The organism is Bacillus gaemokensis (assembly GCF_001590835.1).
Classification (GTDB): Bacteria; Bacillota; Bacilli; order Bacillales; family Bacillaceae_G; genus Bacillus_A; species Bacillus_A gaemokensis.
On sequence record NZ_LTAQ01000019.1, the window covers coordinates 20,833 to 39,024 of the forward strand.

The following is an 18,192-nucleotide window of genomic DNA, read 5'->3' on the forward strand; positions in this document are numbered from 1 at the left end:
GAAGAGAAAATGCAGATTTTCGAAATGTTCAATGATACAGCGACTGAATATCCATGTGAAAAGACCATCCATCAATTGTTCGAAGAACAGGTGGAGCGTACACCAGATCATGTTGCGGTTTTATTCGAAAATCAGCATTTGACGTATCGTGAGTTGAATGAACGAGCGAACCAGTTGGCGCGAACGCTAAGAGGTGAAGGTGTACAAGCAGATCAGTTAGTTGGAATTATGGTAGAACGTTCGCTAGAAATGATTGTGGGGATACTTGGAATCTTAAAAGCAGGTGGTGCCTACGTGCCAATCGATCCTGAATATCCAGAGGAACGAATTCGTTACATGTTGGAGGATTCGGGAACGAAGATTCTCTTGTCGCAACGCCATTTGCAGGATAAGCTCTCCTTTACATCTAAAATTCTGTTTTTGGATGATGAAGCGATTTATCATGAAGATGGTTCGAATTTGGAGTCGAAGACTGGGCCTAATCATTTAGCTTATGTTATTTATACTTCAGGAACAACAGGCAACCCTAAAGGTATTTTAACCACGCATCGAAATATAATTCGAGTTGTTCAAGATACAAATTATATTTCATTCAGCACACAGGATAAAGTACTTCAATTGTCGAGTTATGCGTTTGATGGATCGACCTTTGATATATATGGTTCGTTATTAAATGGATCCGAACTTATCCTTATTTCCAAAGAAGTATTGTTAAATATGGAAAAATTAACGAATTATATTGTAAGAGAAAACATTACGGTTCTCTTTATAACGACAGCTTTATTCAATGTCTTGGTCGACGTTAATATTAACTGTTTATCTAATATTAGAAAAGTTCTTTTTGGTGGAGAACGTGTATCGGTAGCACATGTACGAAAGGCAATTCAGCATATAGGGGAGAATAAAATTGTACATGTCTATGGCCCGACGGAAAGTACGGTATTTGCAACGTATTATGAAGTGAATGAAGTTGAAGATAAGTCTGAAAATATACCAATCGGAAAGCCATTAAGCAATACAACAACGTATATTGTGAACAATAATGGTCACTTACAACCTATAGGAGTGGCTGGAGAACTTTGGGTTGGGGGAAGTGGCCTGGCAAGATCTTATCTTAACCGTCCGGAGTTAACTTCAGAAAAGTTTGTGAATAATCCATTTATACCAGGTGAGCGAATATATAAAACAGGTGACTTGGTAAGATGGCTATCTGATGGGAATATTGAATATTTAGGAAGAATTGACCAGCAGGTGAAAATTAGAGGTTATCGGATTGAACTTGGAGAGATTGAAGCACAGCTCTTAAAAATAGAGTCAGTTCAAGAGGCTATCGTCGTTGTACGAGAGAATGATGATGGATCAAAACAATTGTGTGCATACTTTGTAGCAAATAAGGACTTAACAGTAAGACAAATACGAGAGACTATGTCACGAGAATTACCAGACTATATGATTCCATCATACTTTGTACAGTTGGAGCAAATGCCATTAACACCAAATGGTAAAATTGATCGTAAAGCGTTGCCTGAGCCAGAAAAGAATCTACAAACAGGTACGGAGTATGTTGCACCGCAAACCCCAATAGAAGAAATGTTAGTTTCAATTTGGCAAACGGTACTTGGTGTTCCGCAAATTGGAGTATTAGATAATTTCTTTGATATAGGTGGCGACTCGATTAAAGCGATTCAAGCTTCTTCAAAGTTGTTACAAGAAGGCTATAAAATAGAAATGAAATATTGGTTCAAGTATCAAAATATAGCAGAATTAAGTTTATATGTAAAACCGGTTACGCGACTGATAGATCAAAAAGAAGTAACAGGAGAGGTTACATTAACACCAATCCAGCAGTGGTTCTTCGAAAACAAGATGGAAGCCCCTCATCATTTTAACCAAGCGGTTATGTTATATAGGGAACAAGGATTTGATGTATCAGCTCTTCGTAAGGCAATGCAAAAGATTACTGAGCATCACGATGCGCTGCGTATGGTCTTCCATCAAACCGAACAAGGGTATGAGGCATGGAACCGAGGGATAGAGGAAAAAGAATTATTTAGTTTAGAAGTGATGGATTTCAGAGGAAACGTGAACCCTGCTTCAGCGATTGAAGAGGCTGCGAATGCGATTCAAAGTAGTATTCATTTAAGTGAAGGGCCGTTAATGAAACTAGGCTTGTTCCGATGTGAAGAAGGCGAGCATTTATTGATTGTTATCCATCATTTAGTAGTGGACGGTGTTTCTTGGAGGATATTACTAGAAGATATTGGGGCAGGATATGAACAAGCGGTAAACGGAGAGGCGATTCAACTGCCACAAAAAACAGATTCTTTCCAATTATGGGCAGAACAATTATCCCTTTATGCGAACAATCCAGATATGGAGAAAGAGCGCGAATATTGGAATGAGGTCGAACAAATCCCAATGGAATTGTTGCCGAAAGATAAGGAACAAGATTGTGGGTTGATAAAGGATAGTGAAGCTATTGCCGTGAAGTGGACGAAGTCTGAAACAGAACAGTTATTAAAGCAAGCAAATAATGCGTACAATACGGAAATAAATGACCTGTTGCTAACTGCTTTAGGAATGGCAGTTCATCAATGGACAGGAATGGAAAAAATCGCTGTAAATCTGGAAGGACATGGACGAGAATCTATTCTTTCTGATCTCGATATCACTCGTACAGTAGGATGGTTTACAAGCCAGTATCCAGTAGTCCTGCCGATTGAGGCAGGGAGCGATATCTCTCAGCGGATTAAGAATATCAAAAAAGGATTACGCCAAATTCCGAATAAAGGGATTGGATATGGCCTTTTAAAATATTTATCTGAAAATCAAGAAAAGCAGACATCTACGCTGGAGTCAGAGATTAGCTTTAACTATCTCGGTCAGTTTGACCAAGACTTAGAGCATAGCGTAATGCAAATATCTCCATATTCTAAAGGGGATGAGTTAAATGGTCATCAAAGAAGACAGTATGCATTAGATATTAATGGTATGATTATTGATGGAAGTTTATCAATGACACTTAGTTATAATCGTGCACAGTATTTCGAAGAAACAATACAGGAGTTAGCAGGATTATTAAGAGAGACATTGAAGGAAATCATTGCGCATTGTGTAATGAAAGAGCAGACAGACCGGATGTATTATTTAGGAGAGAGTGAACTTATAGAATCTAGTGATTCGAAAGAAGCAGAAGAATTTACAGATAAATTTTTTAATAGTTTGTATTTGAAAGACGTTCCGGGTGCTATTGTTGTTATTGTTCAAGATGGTAAAGTACTTTTATCTAAAGGGTACGGATATTCAGATGTCGAGAATAAAATACCAATGAATGAACACAAAACATTAATGAGAGTGGGTTCAATTACAAAATTATTCACTTCTACAATCATGATGCAACTTGTAGAGCAAGGCAAGATTAATTTATATGAAGATATCCAGGCATATTTAGGTGATATCGAAATTCCAAGGGAAGTAAATGCTCCCCTTACGATTGAACATCTGATGAGCTATACAACAGGATTTGATTTTCCTGATCAGGGACTGGAACAATTAATTAATTTTGATAAATCAAAACCTGTGACATTAAAGGAGCTAATTCAACAGAATATGCCTACAGTAGTTCATACGCCTGGTGAACGATATAATTATGAGAATTTTGCATTCGTACTCCAAGGGTACATGGTAGAAAAAATCACAGGTGTTCCTTTTTATCAATATGCAAAGGAGCAATTGTTAAAACCACTTGAAATGTATAATAGTAGTTTTATACAAACTTCGGAATTGCAAAATAAACTTGCAACAGGATATGACATGGAAAAACGTCGAATTTCAGAGTATGAGTATAACCCAGTTGACACTTCTACTGGTAGTATGTTGTCAACTGGAGAAGATATAGCTAAATTCATGATTGCCATGTTGCAACAGGGAATGTATGGTGAAAATCGAATATTGGATCCGATATCTGTGAAAAAAATGCTCTCTTTGAAATCCGGAAGTAGTCCTGAAGTAAGCTATAGCAGTTATGGATTTGAAACAAATTTCCATCCAAATTATATGGGTGAAAATATTTTCGCTAAGAGTGGAAATATCCCTGGATTTAGTTCATTTATGTGGTTATTACCTGAAGTGAACACCGGTGCATTTGTTATGTGTAATAAGAGCGTTATAAATAACATCGAGATTTATGAATCATTTATGAATCATTATTATCCATCCATACAAAATAGAAAATCCCTACACTTAGTGTAAGCTATTCTAAACTTTATGTTGTTAGTATGTTTGGATAATTCCAGCAAACAAAAACTTAGTTTTTTTAGAATCAGGGCTTGTGGGTAATTTAGTTAAAAGTGATTCTTTGACCTTAGAGATAAGTCGTGATATTGGAATAGCATTGCTAAAAAACGCCTTCAAAAGGCCATAGCCATCAAGTTAAGGTTATGTATAATTTTCAACAAAAAGAAGCTGTCCCAAAAGGTCGTTAAAAACGACCTTTTGGAGACAGCTTCTTCTTGTAAGAATGCTTATGGTAATTAATCAAGTCGCTTGTTTAACAACAGCGAGCCCTTTTACGTATGTAAACTTTGGGTGGTTAGTTTATGTTGGCTTCTATTTTCGAATCTTATGTCATCAGCGCTTATGATAAGATAACTAAATGTAGAAAGGTAAAAATTTCGTTTAGGGGGTATTTCAAGGTCTTAGCTTGAAGGGCATGTGGCTATGTCCTTCAAAAGGTGGTTTATTGATTCGAAATAAATGGGAGTAATTACACATACTAGGTAGAAGAGAGTAGTAATCCTGCTATTTTAGTATTAAAATAGGTGTGCATAGAAAAGTTCACTGTATGCTTATGAAGTCAGAGTCCCCAAAAATTCATAGGAGGTATATTATGTATCGTATTTTTATTATAGAAGATGACCCTAAGATTTCCACTATTTTGAAAAGTAATATGGAAAAATATGGATTCGAAGCGTGTTGTGCTTCAGAGTTTCGGGATTTGCTACCTGAGTTGGAGGAATATGAACCACATTTGGTACTGCTTGATATTAATCTACCATATTTCGATGGCTACTATTGGTGTAGGCAGATACGAGTACGCTCAAGTATACCAATCATTTTTATATCTGCACGGGCAGGTGAGATGGACCAAGTAATGGCTATTGAAAACGGCGGTGATGACTATATTACAAAACCTATTCATTTAGATTTATTAATGGCAAAAGTGAAAAGTACATTGCGGAGAGTTTACGGGGAATATGCTACTATGTCAACTGACTTAGGTATAAATGAGAATGAGATCAATGTGTATGGATTACGACTGAATATTCCACGTAATGAGCTGAGTTGGAAGGAAAAGAAGGTTGAGTTAACGAAAAACGAGCGATTGCTGGCCGAATGCTTTATGCGTAAAATTGGGAAGCCGGTCTCTCGTGAGAAGCTTTTGGAGACCTTGTGGGATGATGTTCAGTTTGTCGATGATAATACGCTAACGGTCAATGTAACAAGGGTTAGGAAGAAGTTGGAAGAAATCGGACTGCCCAAGGTGATTGAAACGATTAGGAGCCAAGGTTATAAGCTTTCCTTAAGTGAGGAGCATATGGGGGAAAGTTCATGAAAAAATCAACAATAATTTTATTTTTGCAGGATAGATTGTTATATATGTATTTATGTTTGCTCATTATTGGACTTGGTACGGGGATTATGCTTGTGGACAATGTGAGTCCTTCAGGGTTAATAGATGAGGGGATAATATTTTATTTTATATTGCTTTCTCTATTCTTAATGGGTCTATGGTTGGTTATTGATTATCTTCGGCAAAAAGCTTATTACAATCAAGTTAATGATGCGATTAATCGATCCGATGTAGAAGCTATAGAGATTGTGCAGGCCATGGTAACAAGAGAGCAATATTTGGTAGCTAGGCTCTTACAGGAGCAATACAGTAGTTATTTGAATGAGCTTAGAATATATCGTCGTCAACAGGAGTTACATAATCATTTTGTATTACAATGGGTGCATCATATGAAGACTCCCGTATCAGTTATTGATTTGCTTATACAAGAAGCTTTGCAGCAAATGCCATATACGGAGGAAGAGCAAGAGCAGCTAGTAGTTAGTATACAGGAAGAAACAAACAGAATGACAAGAGATTTGGAAATGATGTTGTATACAGCACGCCTTGAAAAGTTTGAAATTGATAGTCACTTAAAAAAAATTCCACTTCATAAGTTGATTAGTACTGTTATAAATGCACATAAGAGTTTTTGTATTCGTTATTCTATATATCCACGGATTGATGGAGAGGCATGGATAGAAACGGATGAGAAATGGATGAAATTCGTGCTAAACCAACTAGTGAGTAATGCAATTAAATACAGTAAGGGCAAACCAGGGGCAAAGCAACTAGTTTTCTGTTTGGAGGAGAGTGTGCACGGAGGTGGAAAACTGAGTGTGGTTGATGAGGGGATTGGAATTGCATCGCACGATCTCCCGAGGGTTTTTGAACCATTCTTCACAGGAGAGAATGGAAGAACAGCGGGAGAATCGACAGGAATGGGCTTATATTTAGCAAAAGAGGTGTGCAATCGTCTTGGGCATGCTCTGTCTGTAACATCAGTTTTGGGAGAAGGGACGACATTTATAGTTAGCTATGAGCCTCGTGGAATCCATATGTTTGATATTAAGTGACAATATTGTAAGGTTTATTAGTTGTTATAACACTATTTTTTGTTTTTTATGGAGAATTGAGTGACAATATTGTAAGGTTTACGGTCAATTTTGAAAGGGAAATCGATGGGTTTAATACCCTTTTTGAACTATACTTATGTATATAAAGAGGAGGGATTGCATAATGAGTATGCTAGAAGCACAGGGCCTTGGTAAAATATATAGCTCTAAAGGAGCAGTTGTTTATAAGGCATTAGATGATATTAATTTAACTATAGAGCCCGGCGAATTTGTGGGGGTAATGGGACCTTCAGGAAGTGGAAAGACGACGCTGCTTAATCTGCTGTCGACGATTGATCGTCCAACATCTGGTCAAATCAAAATTGGTGGTGTTGACCCAAGTAAGCTAAGTGACAAGAAACTTTCACTTTTCAGACGACGTGAACTTGGTTTCGTTTTTCAAGATTTTAATCTACTAGATACACTATCAATTAAAGAAAATATTGTTTTGCCATTAGTATTGGAGGGTATTGCTCCTGAGCTTATTGAAGAAAAACTTCAGCCGCTCGCTAAATGGTTGCAAATTGATAAAATATTAAATAAACGTACATATGAGGTGTCTGGTGGACAGAAACAACGTGCAGCGATTGCACGTGCATTTATTCATAAGCCATCATTGGTACTTGCAGATGAACTAACTGGAAACTTGGATTCTAAGGCAGCAAAAGATGTAATGGATTCGCTGAAAGATATGAATGAACAAATGAACGCGACCATTCTTATGGTAACTCATGATCCGTTTTCAGCAAGTTATTGTCAGCGTATTGTGTTTATTAAGGATGGAAGACAGTTCTCAGAAATTCGACGTGGTGCAAATCGACAAGCCTTCTTTCAACAAATATTGGATGCATTGAGCGTTTTGGGAGGGAATTTTGATGACGTTTCGTTCGCTCGCGTTTAGTAACATTCGAGGTAAATGGCGTTCGTACAGTGCCTTTTTTCTGAGCAGTGTATTTTCTGTAATGATTTTTTATATCTATGCAGCTTTTCTAGCTCATCCTGATGTGGTGAATGGCAATATTATAGCTGCTGACAAAGTGAGACTAGGCATGATATTCTGTGAGTATGTAATCGTTATTTTCTCATTTCTGTTTGTGCTCTATTCTAATTCCGCATTTTTGAAGACCAGAAAGCAGGAATTCGGTCTGTTTTCGCTATTCGGAATGACTCGTATGCAGTTGCGTAGACTTGTTATTTATGAAAATTTAACAATTGCGGTGTTGGCAATTTCAGTAGGAATTGCTTTAGGGATATTATTCAGTAAGCTATTTTTTATTGTACTGTCTATGTTGCTTAATATGAATGATACTATTACATTTTCCGTTCCGTTTCAAGCAGTCGGGTTAACAATGGGTAGCTTTTTAGTATTGTTTACACTTATATCGTTTTGGAGTGTGCTGAGGCTTGGGCGTACAGAAATCATTGAATTACTTAAGGCTTCACGGAAGACAAAAGGAGAATTGTTTTATTCGCCTTGGCTTGTTGCACTTGCAATTGTATCTTTAGTGGCTGGTTACGCCATGGCATTGATGTTAAATGGCGGGAACTTTGGTTTGCTGGATATGAAAGAGTTCAGTTTGTTGGCAACTGGTATTATGGTTGCTGTGGTGGTGGGTACATATTTATTATACTCTCAGTTCAGTATATTATTGTTACGATTTATTCAGAAACGTTATAATATCTATTACAATCGTACGAATATGATGGTTATTGCTCAGCTCGGTTATAAGATGAAGGATAATGCGAGGATGCTATTTATAGTATCAATTTTAAGTGCCATTATTGTAACGGCATCGGGGGCATTTTCTATTTTAGCAGTATCAGCGCAACAAGAAGAACTGAAGGAAATGATCTCAATCACGATGTTTATCGGCCTGTTTATCAGCTTGTTGTTTTTCATTGCAGCTGGTAGCATGATTTACTTTAAGTTATTTACGGAGTTAAAAGAAGATCAAGCACAAATTAAGGCGCTAACAAGAATTGGTGCAACAGAAGGTGAAATTCGAAAAATCGTTTTCACCCAGGTAGGAATTATTTTCTTCTTACCTTGCATCGTTGGCATTGTTCACGCGCTAGTTGCAATGAAAGCATTAGACAATATTCTTATGTCATCTAGTTGGTCTTATTCGTTTATCGTTATTGGCATTTATTTAGTTATGCAGACAATATATTTTCTTGTTGCTTGTCGTAGCTATATAAGTAGTATGCTACCAAAGAGAATTTAATTATGAAATTTTAAATGAGAGACGCTGTAGATAATTCTAGAAAAACTATATCTTATAGTATATCTAGGATTGCACAGTGTCCTTTATTTTAGTATGTTTCATTAATAGATTTAACTTAGTATTCAAAGTTTTAGTGAAGAACAGTTTGGAGCTAAATATGCCTTCAAGAAATAGATATAAGAGTTATAAAAAAGAGACAAATGTTAAATGTAGAGAGGGGCTGTAGCATTATGAATAATATAACATTATTTTGTCTTCCCTATGCAGGAGGATCAGAAAGAATATATGCTAACTGGCAAAAGTATTTAGATAGTTCAATAGAATTACATGCTATTGAACTATCTGGAAGAGGAAAGAGATTTAATGAACCACTATACTCTTCTTTAGATGAAGCAATTGAAGATATTTATTCTCAAATTAAACCATACTTGCACAAGCCTTTCATTTTTTTTGGACACAGTATGGGAAGCTTATTAGCCTACGAATTAGCGTATAAAGTTAAGCAGTTAAATGGAACTACTCCATTGCATATGTTTTTCTCGGGCGGGAAAACTCCTCAAGGCTACTCCAATGAAAAAGAGAAAATTCATTTATTTCCGAATGAAGAGTTTAAAAATGAGATTAAACAAATGGGAGGAACACCTCAAGAAATACTTAATAATCCAGAGTTGCTTGACATTTTTATCCCTATTCTAAAATCAGATTTTAGAATAATTGAAACTTATAATTATTCTAATAGAAATTTTCAGTTTGATTGCAATATAACTGTGCTTCACGGTAAAGAAGACGATATCTTAGAAGAAGAATTAATAGGATGGAGGTTATATACTAAAAATAGTTGTAATATTGTTCCTTTTGAAGGAGGACATTTTTTTATAAATGAGCGTGTAGAATCCATTGTTAAACTTATCAATCAAGAAATTCAACACAAGTATTTGTATAATCATAATTTTATCTAATATACGTCAGTTGAACTACCCCTACTTAGCTACACTTGAAGTGGGGGATTCCTAGCGTAACCGCTATGAATTTAGAAGGCTAACCCGTAGTCCCTACGGTTGTTGATACGAAATTCGTGTCGTCTTTCAGTCTTGTTTTCGGTTTGAAACTTGGTTTTCGTACCATAAGTTTGATGTTTTTTTATTTTTGCGACTCTTGAATGTTATAAGCGAACGACAGCCAACAGACGAGTTCTATTTACGCAACTAGTACCACACTAGAATTCGTTCAAAGATAGTTTAACACGAAAGGACATTCTTTTGCTTACGCAAAAAGCCAATTCATCTTCCTCCTACTCACTAAGATACACCCTTTATGTTCCTTGAGGAGGTAGTCTTCTTGGCTAAATAATAAAATAGGTAGGGGGTAATTTACAATAAAGACGACTGGTACTGCATAGAAGTATGAGGAGATTTTAACTAAGCTTCCATCACGTTGAAAAATGCTGGGTGTTCGAAGATAATAAGTGAGATTTCTGCAGTTTCCAGTCTGGACATTCATTTTAACATTAAGCTCATAATATACAAATTAGTGACAGTAAGTTTTAATTTCTTTGGTACGTTAATTATTTGGTGTCCCTTTGTGGTTAAGTAAATTGATGGGTGAATCCATTTACTTAAGTGAGAATTTATATTTTGGGTAGGAATTACAACTTGACGATAGTTAATTGAAAATATTTTAGGCATTTCTAATTGGGTTATTAGATACAACTTCCTATAATAATATAAACTCCTCATATAGTTGGTGAATGTTAATAACCTTTACACTATCAGGGAATTTATGATCTGTTGCACATAATGCCATTTTATATTTTTTATCTATATCATATTGTTTAAAGAAGTATGTATCAGAATTATTAGGATTAAGAGCTGTTATCCCATTTTTATCAAATTTAATTGTAAAAGAGTTTAAAGGGATGGAGAGTCCATGGCCAACAGCCTTTATGTAGCTTTCCTTCAAAGTCCATAATTCATAAAAAAAACTTTCTTTTTTTAAAGGTTTTTTTGATTTTAAAGCATTATATTCCTTTAATGAAAAAAATTGTTCAGCAATACTTATATCTACTGCTTCCACACGTTCAATATCAATTCCCACTGAAGAAGTACCACAGCAACCTACGACCCAATCACCTGAATGAGAAATATTAAAATGAATATGATTAAAATTAACAATATACGGTTTTCCATATTTATTTACACGAAAATCTATTTCGTAGTTTTCTATATTTAATTTTTTGCAAATGATATATCTAGCTAGAATGTCACCAAGTAAAGTTCTTTGAGCATCTTCTAACCTGTAAAATCGGTTTATTCGCTCGCGTTTTTCATTTGAAACAGAAGCTAGCAATATATCAAATTTTTTCTTGCTTATATTTTTATCTAACTTCACAGCATAAACATCTAGCATAAGTAAACACCCTTTTTTAGTTTACAGATATATTTCAGTTTTAAAGTAATTACTAGTTCAATATTTGATTTTATCTTTTTAGTTAATTATCGTCAAGTTTATTAATTTTGACATAAATAATATATAATTTTTGCCATTCTTTCAGAAGGAATTGCATACAAAAAAACTTAAATTCTTCTGTACACTAGAAGTAAAGCTATCAAAAGCACAGCACATTCTTTTCAGAAGAACGAAAAGTTCTTCGAATTGGAATAATTAACGTATGAAAGTGACACGAATCCATGAATATATTACAAATGTAAGAAAAGGTTACTTGGATAAAGTTTCTACTGAAATCATCAAAAGCCACGATGTCAAAGGTATTGAGGATCTACAAGTAAGAAATATGCTGAAAAACGGTAAACTTGCAAAAGCAATTAGCGAAGGTTCTTATTCACAGTTTAGACACATGTTGGAATACAAAGCAAAATGGTACAAGAAGAAAGTTGTCGTTGTATCAAAAACGTTTGCTTCCAGCCAACTATGTTCAAGTTGTGGTCACTAAAATAAAGACGTTAAAAATCTAAATCTTCGTAAGCTGGAGTTTCCTTCTTGTGACATACATCACGATAGAGATATTAACGATGGAAGCACCACCAGTTGTAATCAAACAAAAGCTTCTTGACCAAAACAGTTCTTTCCAAAGTTTCTGACGAACAATAGGGAAATCACGTTTTATCAAGCGAGAACGGGCACTTTTATACGCATTTAGAAATTTTGACAATTCACTATTAGAATGTGCTTTGAAAATTACATGTGCATGGTCTTTGTCATGATTCCAGTCTTCAAGCGTAATGTCATATGACTGTCCGATTCTCACAAAAATGTCTTTTGCATAATTAGATATGTCATCATCAAATACTTGTCTGCGGTATTTTACTACCAGTACAAGATGATAATGCAGAAGAAAGACTGAATGTTTATTACTATCTAAATTCATTGTGTTAGTAACCTTTCTATGTGTACAGACTGGTTTTAACGCAATTATCAGATGAATATAAACACTTTGGCTTACGCCAACCGAAAATTCATCTTCCACTTATCGTTGAGCTACGCCCTTCACACGATTGAAGTGAGAGAATTCTTTTCGGAAACCTAGTTAAAAGTTGAGAAAATTTCAATCTCTTTCGTCAGATTCGTATCGTCACCCTCAATAAGAACACAAGCCACAATTGTTTCGCAATGAATATCTAATCCAGCAAATTTTATTGTATAATATCCCAAAATGAATCAGCCACCTTTTGTGAAAATCCCATGTACAGGGGCGAACTACGATTAAAAGTTACGTTATAGACTCACTGTATGCGGTGTTTCCATTATGGTTGGAAGAATCTATTTTCATTCCTAGGTTCAGAGAAAAAGATTGATTCCTTACAGTTTCGCAAGCAATCTTACAAAATTGTAAGAAATCAATTGTATCATTCAATGGTTTAAACTACGCACCTAATTTAAAATAATAATACATAAAATATTATGATATGTTATACGGGAGTGAACTACAATGGAAAATAACAAAAACAAGTTATACACACAAATTGTTACTGGTTCATGTTTGGTAGGGATAATTTTATTTGCTATTATTGCCGTAATTATAAACTTTATTAAATAAACTTTTATATTATCTTAAACACAAACATTGTAACTCCTCAAATCATCTCCAATAACATCCACTCTAAATATTGAACTACTCACCATTTAACATCCTTACGGACCGTTCGAAGTGGGAGAACGGTCTCGTATTCATTAGGCTATCCCCATAGTTCCTATAGTTAAGAGGCGAATTGCTTCATTTCTAAGATTTAATCTTGTGAAACAGTCAAACAGTATATTGAAAAACAAGGCAGAAAGTAGGTGTAGACAATGTTGAAAGCATACAAATATCGTATCTATCCCACCGAAGAACAACGGTTGTTTTTCGCAAAAACATTTGGATGTGTACGTTTTGTATATAACAAGATGCTTGCTGATAGAATCCATTCTTATCAAGAATCCCAAAAGACCATTGATAAGTCCGTTAAGTATCCTACTCCTGCACAGTATAAAGATGAATTCCTATTTCTAAAAGAAGTGGATAGCCTTGCATTGGCTAATGCACAAATGAATTTAAATAAGGCATACGCTCATTTTTTCCGTGATAAATCTGTTGGATTTCCTAAGTTCAAAAGTAAAAAGGACAATTACCGTAGTTATACAACGAATAATCAAAAGGGAACCGTCTACATTGAGAACAGCTATATCAAACTCCCAAAATTAAAGACACTCGTACGCATGAAGCAACATAGACAATTTTCTGGCTTGATTAAGTCTGTAACAATTTCCCAAACACCAACCAATAAATATTTTGCTTCTGTTTTAGTAGAGGAAAAAGAACACTCATTTCCAAAACTTGATACAAGAGTAGGTATTGATGTCGGCTTGAAGAACTTCGCAATATTATCTAATGGTACGAAATACGAAAATCCTAAATGGCTAAGAAAAGCTGAAAAAAGATTAGCTTTTTTGCAACGTTCTTTGTCACGTAAAAAGAAAGGATCAAGAAATAGAAACAAAATCAGACTACAAGTAGCTAAACTTCACGAAAAGATTGCGAATCAACGGAAGGACTTTCTTCACAAAATAAGTAATGAAATTACAAACGAAAACCAAGTAATTGTGATTGAGGACTTGAAAGTGAAGAACATACAAAACAACCACAATTTAGCCAAAGCAATCAGTGAAGTTTCTTGGGCTAAATTCAGAGAGTACCTTGACTACAAAGCAATATGGAGAGGTCGTGACCTAATAATCGCACCAAAAAATTATGCAAGTAGTCAATTATGTTCCTGTTGTGGCTACCGAAACAAAGAAGTCAAAAACCTCAATCTTCGTGAGTGGACTTGTCCAGCGTGTCACGTCCACCATGACAGAGATGTAAATGCAAGTATCAACTTACTAAAATTAGCCATGTAATTGGTATTTTCTTTAGGGGTAGGGACTACCCTTATAGCTTGGTAAATATAGATAGCTAACAAAAGTATCTAATTCCCAAGAAGCACCCACTTCAAACAACCCGTAAGGGTGTTAAGTGGTGTGTAGTTCACCTAAGGATTTATTTTTAGAGAAAGCTTGTTACAGTAGAAGTATAGGGTATGAAATGGAGGAGAGAGGCTCAATGAAATCAACAGGTATAAATCGAAAAGTAGATGAATTAGGACGTGTGGTAATTCCAAAAGAATTAAGGGATACACTAGGGATTAAGGAGAAATCTCCTTTAGAGATCTTTGTAGAGGGTGAAACGATCATTTTACAAAAGTATGAGCCTGATGGTGTTTGTGTAGTAACAGGAGAAGTGTCAAACTGTAACCGTTCATTAGCAAACGGTAAGATCACATTAAGTCCAGAATGTGCAGAACTATTAATAAATGAATTACAACAGTATCTTGTAAAATAAGTGGCGCCTTTCGAGGGGCTTTTTTAAACTTTTCATAATAATTTCACGTACTGTAATATTTAATATAAAAACCTTACATCCAACCTTATTAATTGCATTTAAATAATAATTTATTTATACATTAAAATTTATAGTTAAGAATATTACCCTTATGAACTTTTAATAAATTGGTACCGTCAATAATTTTGTGTAAATAAAGAATTCCTTTTCTGGTAGAGGGTTCTTTATTTTTTATCTTCAAACATAGCTGCTAGTTCTGATCGAGCTTGATCGAGACCTAAGTGGCAACGCGTTGTGAAACGCTGATTGTATGTTTCAAATTGTGAAACAAGAAATCTTTCTACCGATTCTTCATTAGGAAATTGTTCTTTGTGCTTCGTATATTTTTTGATTTGCTTGTTAAACGATTCAATTAGATTTGTTGAATAAATACTTCTCCAAATAGACTTGGGAAAGTTATAAAACGTGAAGATATATGGATTTTCAAGAAGCGACTTTGTGACTTTTGGATACGTGGATTTCCACTTATCCACGAAATCCTGAAGCGCTTTTTGACCCATTTCCAGATTATCAGCACGATACACAGACTTGAAGTCATCACAAATTTCAGCACGGCCATTCACACGTACTTTATGTGAGATGTTACGTGAAATATGCACGCAACATGCTTGATATTGTGCTTTTGGATACACGGTAAAGATACTATCTGTTATACCTTTTAAGCCGTCAGAGATGAATAAAAGGACTTCTTCTACACCACGGTCTTTTAGATCTTCAAGAAGTTATTTCCAGATAAATGCTGATTCTGTTGGGGCAATCGTATAAGCAAGCACCTCTTTCGAACCATCTTCACGAATACTAACGGCAATATATATTGCTTCTTTTGATACTGTTTCACGTTTTACCGCGATATATGTCGCATCTAAATAGACACATGCATAACGAGAGGCAAGTGGTCGAGACTGAAAAGCTTCTACTTGTCCGTTAAGCACTTTGGTCATATTAGAAATGGTTTGAGGTGTATAGTGATAACCATACATTTTCTCGATTAAAACTGAGATTTCAGCCATTGTAACACCCTTTTGAAACATATGAATCACAAAGGATTCCAGCGTATCATTGGAGCGGTTATAAGGTGCGACGGTTTGTTGTTTAAAATCACCATTTCGGTCTCGTGGGATGGTAAGTGTTAGATCACCATATTCTGTATGGAGCTTTCTCGAATATGCGCCATTTCTTGAGTTTCCTGAATGAAATCCACTACGATCGTACTTCTCATAGTCTAAAAACGCGGTTAATTCTGTCGCTAAGAGTGTATTCACAGCCATTTCTAAATGCGCACGAAAAACTTCTGTAATATCCTCTTTTTTTACTAGTGCTTGAACAAGATCTGTTGTAAACTGATTCATAGAGAAGACCTCTTTTCTATGGATTGTTGTATGGTAACTCCATTCTACTAGAAAAGGTCTTCCTTTTTTGTATTTATTCATTTACACAAAATATTTTATATTCTCTTTTTTTAGCATTGACCCTAAAATCATATAATATAGAAAAAGCAATAAATATTACTATAAAGTTGAGGTGTATGATCTTGATGTATTTTGGAATTATTCCTCTTATTTTGTTTATTATTTTTCTTTACTCTTACTTGAAAGACCCGAGAAAAATAATAAATGGGTTTTTATTCAATTCCTTTTTTTGTTCATTTCTTTTATTTTGTGCTATCGCCTCTTTTGAATCTGGTAATAACATTTTACATTTCATTGTTATTCTTCCTATATTAGCACTTATTTTTATGATACCTTTTGGTATCGTTGCCTTAATGTTCGGTCTATTTCTTAATGCAAAAATTTTAATGCAAAGAGAAGGAAAGCGCTTTACAAATTCCTTAACTTTAATTGCAGCTTTAGGGATTTTATTATTCATATTATTTCCTTTCCTAAGCCCAGAAAGTTTATTTTCACTACATCTCCTACCTATTTTTGGTGGAATATTTCTTATTATTTTATATTTCTTTATACATTTATCAAACTTCTTAACGGCTTATTTCCTATACCAATTCAATAGACTGAAACGTAACCAAGATTTCATCATCGTTCTTGGTAGTGGTTTAATTAATGATAAAGTACCACCTCTTCTAGCAAGCAGAATTAATAAAGCAATTGATTTTTATTGGAAACAAGCAGCTGTTACAACACCGCCGACAATTATTTTTTCCGGCGGGCAAGGTTCTGATGAAAACCTTCCTGAAGCAGAAGCGATGCAAAAATACGCTGTTGAAAAAGGAATTCCTATCGAACATACTGTACAGGAAAACAAATCTGTCAATACATATCAAAACATGTTGTTTTCAAAAAAAATTATGGATTCATTAAAACTGAACGGTGAATATAACAGTATTTTTACAACGAATAATTTTCATCTTTTCCGCGCTGGAATATACGCAAGACAAGCTGGTCTTAATAGTCAAGGAATTGGATCAAAAACAGCTTTTTATTATTGGCCAAATGCAATGATCCGTGAATATGTTGCAATTGTTGTAATGGAACGTAAACGACATATGAGATTTGTTGGGACTATCCTTGGAATCTCTATATTATTTTCTATATTTAGCTTATTATTTGTATAGTTGATGTAAAAATTTCAAACTCTTTTAAAACTATTAATTTTCCATCATTAGAATGTAAAGTAAATTTAAGATCAAGAAAAAATCTTGGCCTTACGTTAATTCCGAACGACAACTTTTTTAAAACTTATCGCTTAATGATTAAAATATAAACATGAGAAAGAATGCAGATTTAAAACTTGCATTCTTTTTTAGGTTCTGTTGCAAAGTTTTTTAAAGTAAGCTAAACTTTTGCAAAATAGATTGAGGAGAATCATAGATGGGATACTTTAAAGGAAAGCAGTTCAAACAAGNGGTTCTGTTGCAAAGTTTTTTAAAGTAAGCTAAACTTTTGCAAAATAGATTGAGGAGAATCATAGATGGGATACTTTAAAGGAAAGCAGTTCAAACAAGATATTAGTTTAGTAGCCGTTGGCTATTACTGTCGTTTTTCTTTAAGCTATCGTGATGTCTCTGAAATTCTGAAAGAGCGTGGTGTTTCAGTTCATCCTACAACCATTATGCGCTGGGTTCATGGATATGGAAATGTCATCTATCAAATTTGGAAGAAGAAGAAAAATAAACATGTACATTTATCTTGGAAATTGGATGAGACTTATATCAAAGTCAAAGGAGAATGGTGTTACCTTATATCGTGCGATTGATAAAGAAGGGCACACATTGGATATTCAACTTCGTAAAAAGCGCAATCATCAGGCTGCTTATGCTTTTATGAAAAGACTCTTACAAACGTTTGGAGA

The 18,192-nt window shown here is 34.8% G+C and carries 11 protein-coding genes and 3 pseudogenes; 11 read left to right on the forward strand and 3 right to left on the reverse strand.

Features of this window, described 5'->3' with window-relative positions:
• The first annotated feature begins 24 nt into the window (after nucleotides 1–24).
• From AZF08_RS32380 to AZF08_RS16335, 6 genes are all read left to right on the forward strand, one after another.
• Complete coding sequence (locus tag AZF08_RS32380) at nucleotides 25–4,251, forward strand: amino acid adenylation domain-containing protein (protein WP_235604064.1); 4,227 nt, start codon at nucleotides 25–27, stop codon at nucleotides 4,249–4,251.
• A gap of 637 nt (nucleotides 4,252–4,888) precedes the next feature.
• Nucleotides 4,889–5,614, forward strand: a complete 726-nt coding sequence (locus AZF08_RS16315; RefSeq protein ID WP_033678639.1) for a response regulator transcription factor — start codon at nucleotides 4,889–4,891, stop codon at nucleotides 5,612–5,614.
• Complete coding sequence (locus AZF08_RS16320) at nucleotides 5,611–6,687, forward strand: sensor histidine kinase (protein WP_033678641.1); 1,077 nt, start codon at nucleotides 5,611–5,613, stop codon at nucleotides 6,685–6,687. Before AZF08_RS16315 ends, AZF08_RS16320 begins: the two co-directional genes overlap by 4 nt.
• 163 nt (nucleotides 6,688–6,850) lie before the next feature.
• Nucleotides 6,851–7,627 carry an ABC transporter ATP-binding protein gene (locus AZF08_RS16325; RefSeq protein WP_033678643.1) on the forward strand — a complete coding sequence of 259 codons (777 nt, stop codon included), beginning with the start codon at nucleotides 6,851–6,853 and terminating at the stop codon, nucleotides 7,625–7,627.
• The gene (locus AZF08_RS16330) at nucleotides 7,602–8,951 is read left to right on the forward strand and encodes an FtsX-like permease family protein (protein ID WP_033678645.1); all 1,350 of its coding nucleotides are present in this window, start codon (nucleotides 7,602–7,604) and stop codon (nucleotides 8,949–8,951) included. Before AZF08_RS16325 ends, AZF08_RS16330 begins: the two co-directional genes overlap by 26 nt.
• 230 nt (nucleotides 8,952–9,181) lie before the next feature.
• Nucleotides 9,182–9,910 (forward strand): thioesterase II family protein, encoded by a 729-nt coding sequence (locus tag AZF08_RS16335; RefSeq protein ID WP_051725938.1) that lies wholly within the window; start codon nucleotides 9,182–9,184, stop codon nucleotides 9,908–9,910.
• 754 nt (nucleotides 9,911–10,664) lie between these two features.
• Here AZF08_RS16335 and AZF08_RS16340 read toward each other — a convergent pair.
• Nucleotides 10,665–11,357: a 4'-phosphopantetheinyl transferase family protein gene (locus AZF08_RS16340; RefSeq protein ID WP_033678647.1), complete on the reverse strand. Its 693-nt coding sequence runs from the start codon at nucleotides 11,355–11,357 to the stop codon at nucleotides 10,665–10,667.
• 129 nt (nucleotides 11,358–11,486) lie between these two features.
• On the opposite strand from AZF08_RS16340, the pseudogene AZF08_RS16345 reads away from it, so the two are divergent.
• A pseudogene (locus AZF08_RS16345) lies at nucleotides 11,487–11,979 on the forward strand (RNA-guided endonuclease TnpB family protein); the annotation flags it as partial.
• On the opposite strand, the gene tnpA reads toward AZF08_RS16345, so the two are convergent.
• Nucleotides 11,920–12,336, reverse strand: coding sequence for an IS200/IS605 family transposase (gene tnpA / locus AZF08_RS16350; RefSeq protein ID WP_051725940.1), 417 nt, complete (start codon nucleotides 12,334–12,336; stop codon nucleotides 11,920–11,922). The pseudogene AZF08_RS16345 and the gene tnpA sit on opposite strands and share 60 nt — an antisense overlap.
• Before the next feature lie 920 nt (nucleotides 12,337–13,256).
• Between tnpA and tnpB the strand changes: the two genes are divergently transcribed.
• Together tnpB and AZF08_RS16360 are read left to right on the forward strand one after the other, a co-directional pair.
• Nucleotides 13,257–14,345 carry an IS200/IS605 family element RNA-guided endonuclease TnpB gene (gene tnpB / locus AZF08_RS16355; RefSeq protein WP_033678649.1) on the forward strand — a complete coding sequence of 363 codons (1,089 nt, stop codon included), beginning with the start codon at nucleotides 13,257–13,259 and terminating at the stop codon, nucleotides 14,343–14,345.
• 202 nt (nucleotides 14,346–14,547) lie between these two features.
• Nucleotides 14,548–14,826 carry an AbrB/MazE/SpoVT family DNA-binding domain-containing protein gene (locus AZF08_RS16360; protein ID WP_033678651.1) on the forward strand — a complete coding sequence of 93 codons (279 nt, stop codon included), beginning with the start codon at nucleotides 14,548–14,550 and terminating at the stop codon, nucleotides 14,824–14,826.
• Nucleotides 14,827–15,050: 224 nt separating this feature from the next.
• Here AZF08_RS16360 and AZF08_RS16365 read toward each other — a convergent pair.
• Nucleotides 15,051–16,235, reverse strand: a pseudogene (locus tag AZF08_RS16365) (IS256 family transposase).
• 185 nt (nucleotides 16,236–16,420) lie between these two features.
• Between AZF08_RS16365 and AZF08_RS16370 the strand changes: the two are divergent.
• Together AZF08_RS16370 and AZF08_RS16375 are read left to right on the forward strand one after the other, a co-directional pair.
• The gene (locus tag AZF08_RS16370) at nucleotides 16,421–17,455 is read left to right on the forward strand and encodes a YdcF family protein (RefSeq protein ID WP_033678653.1); all 1,035 of its coding nucleotides are present in this window, start codon (nucleotides 16,421–16,423) and stop codon (nucleotides 17,453–17,455) included.
• A 356-nt stretch (nucleotides 17,456–17,811) separates the two neighbouring features.
• Nucleotides 17,812–18,192: pseudogene (locus AZF08_RS16375) on the forward strand (IS6 family transposase); the annotation flags it as partial.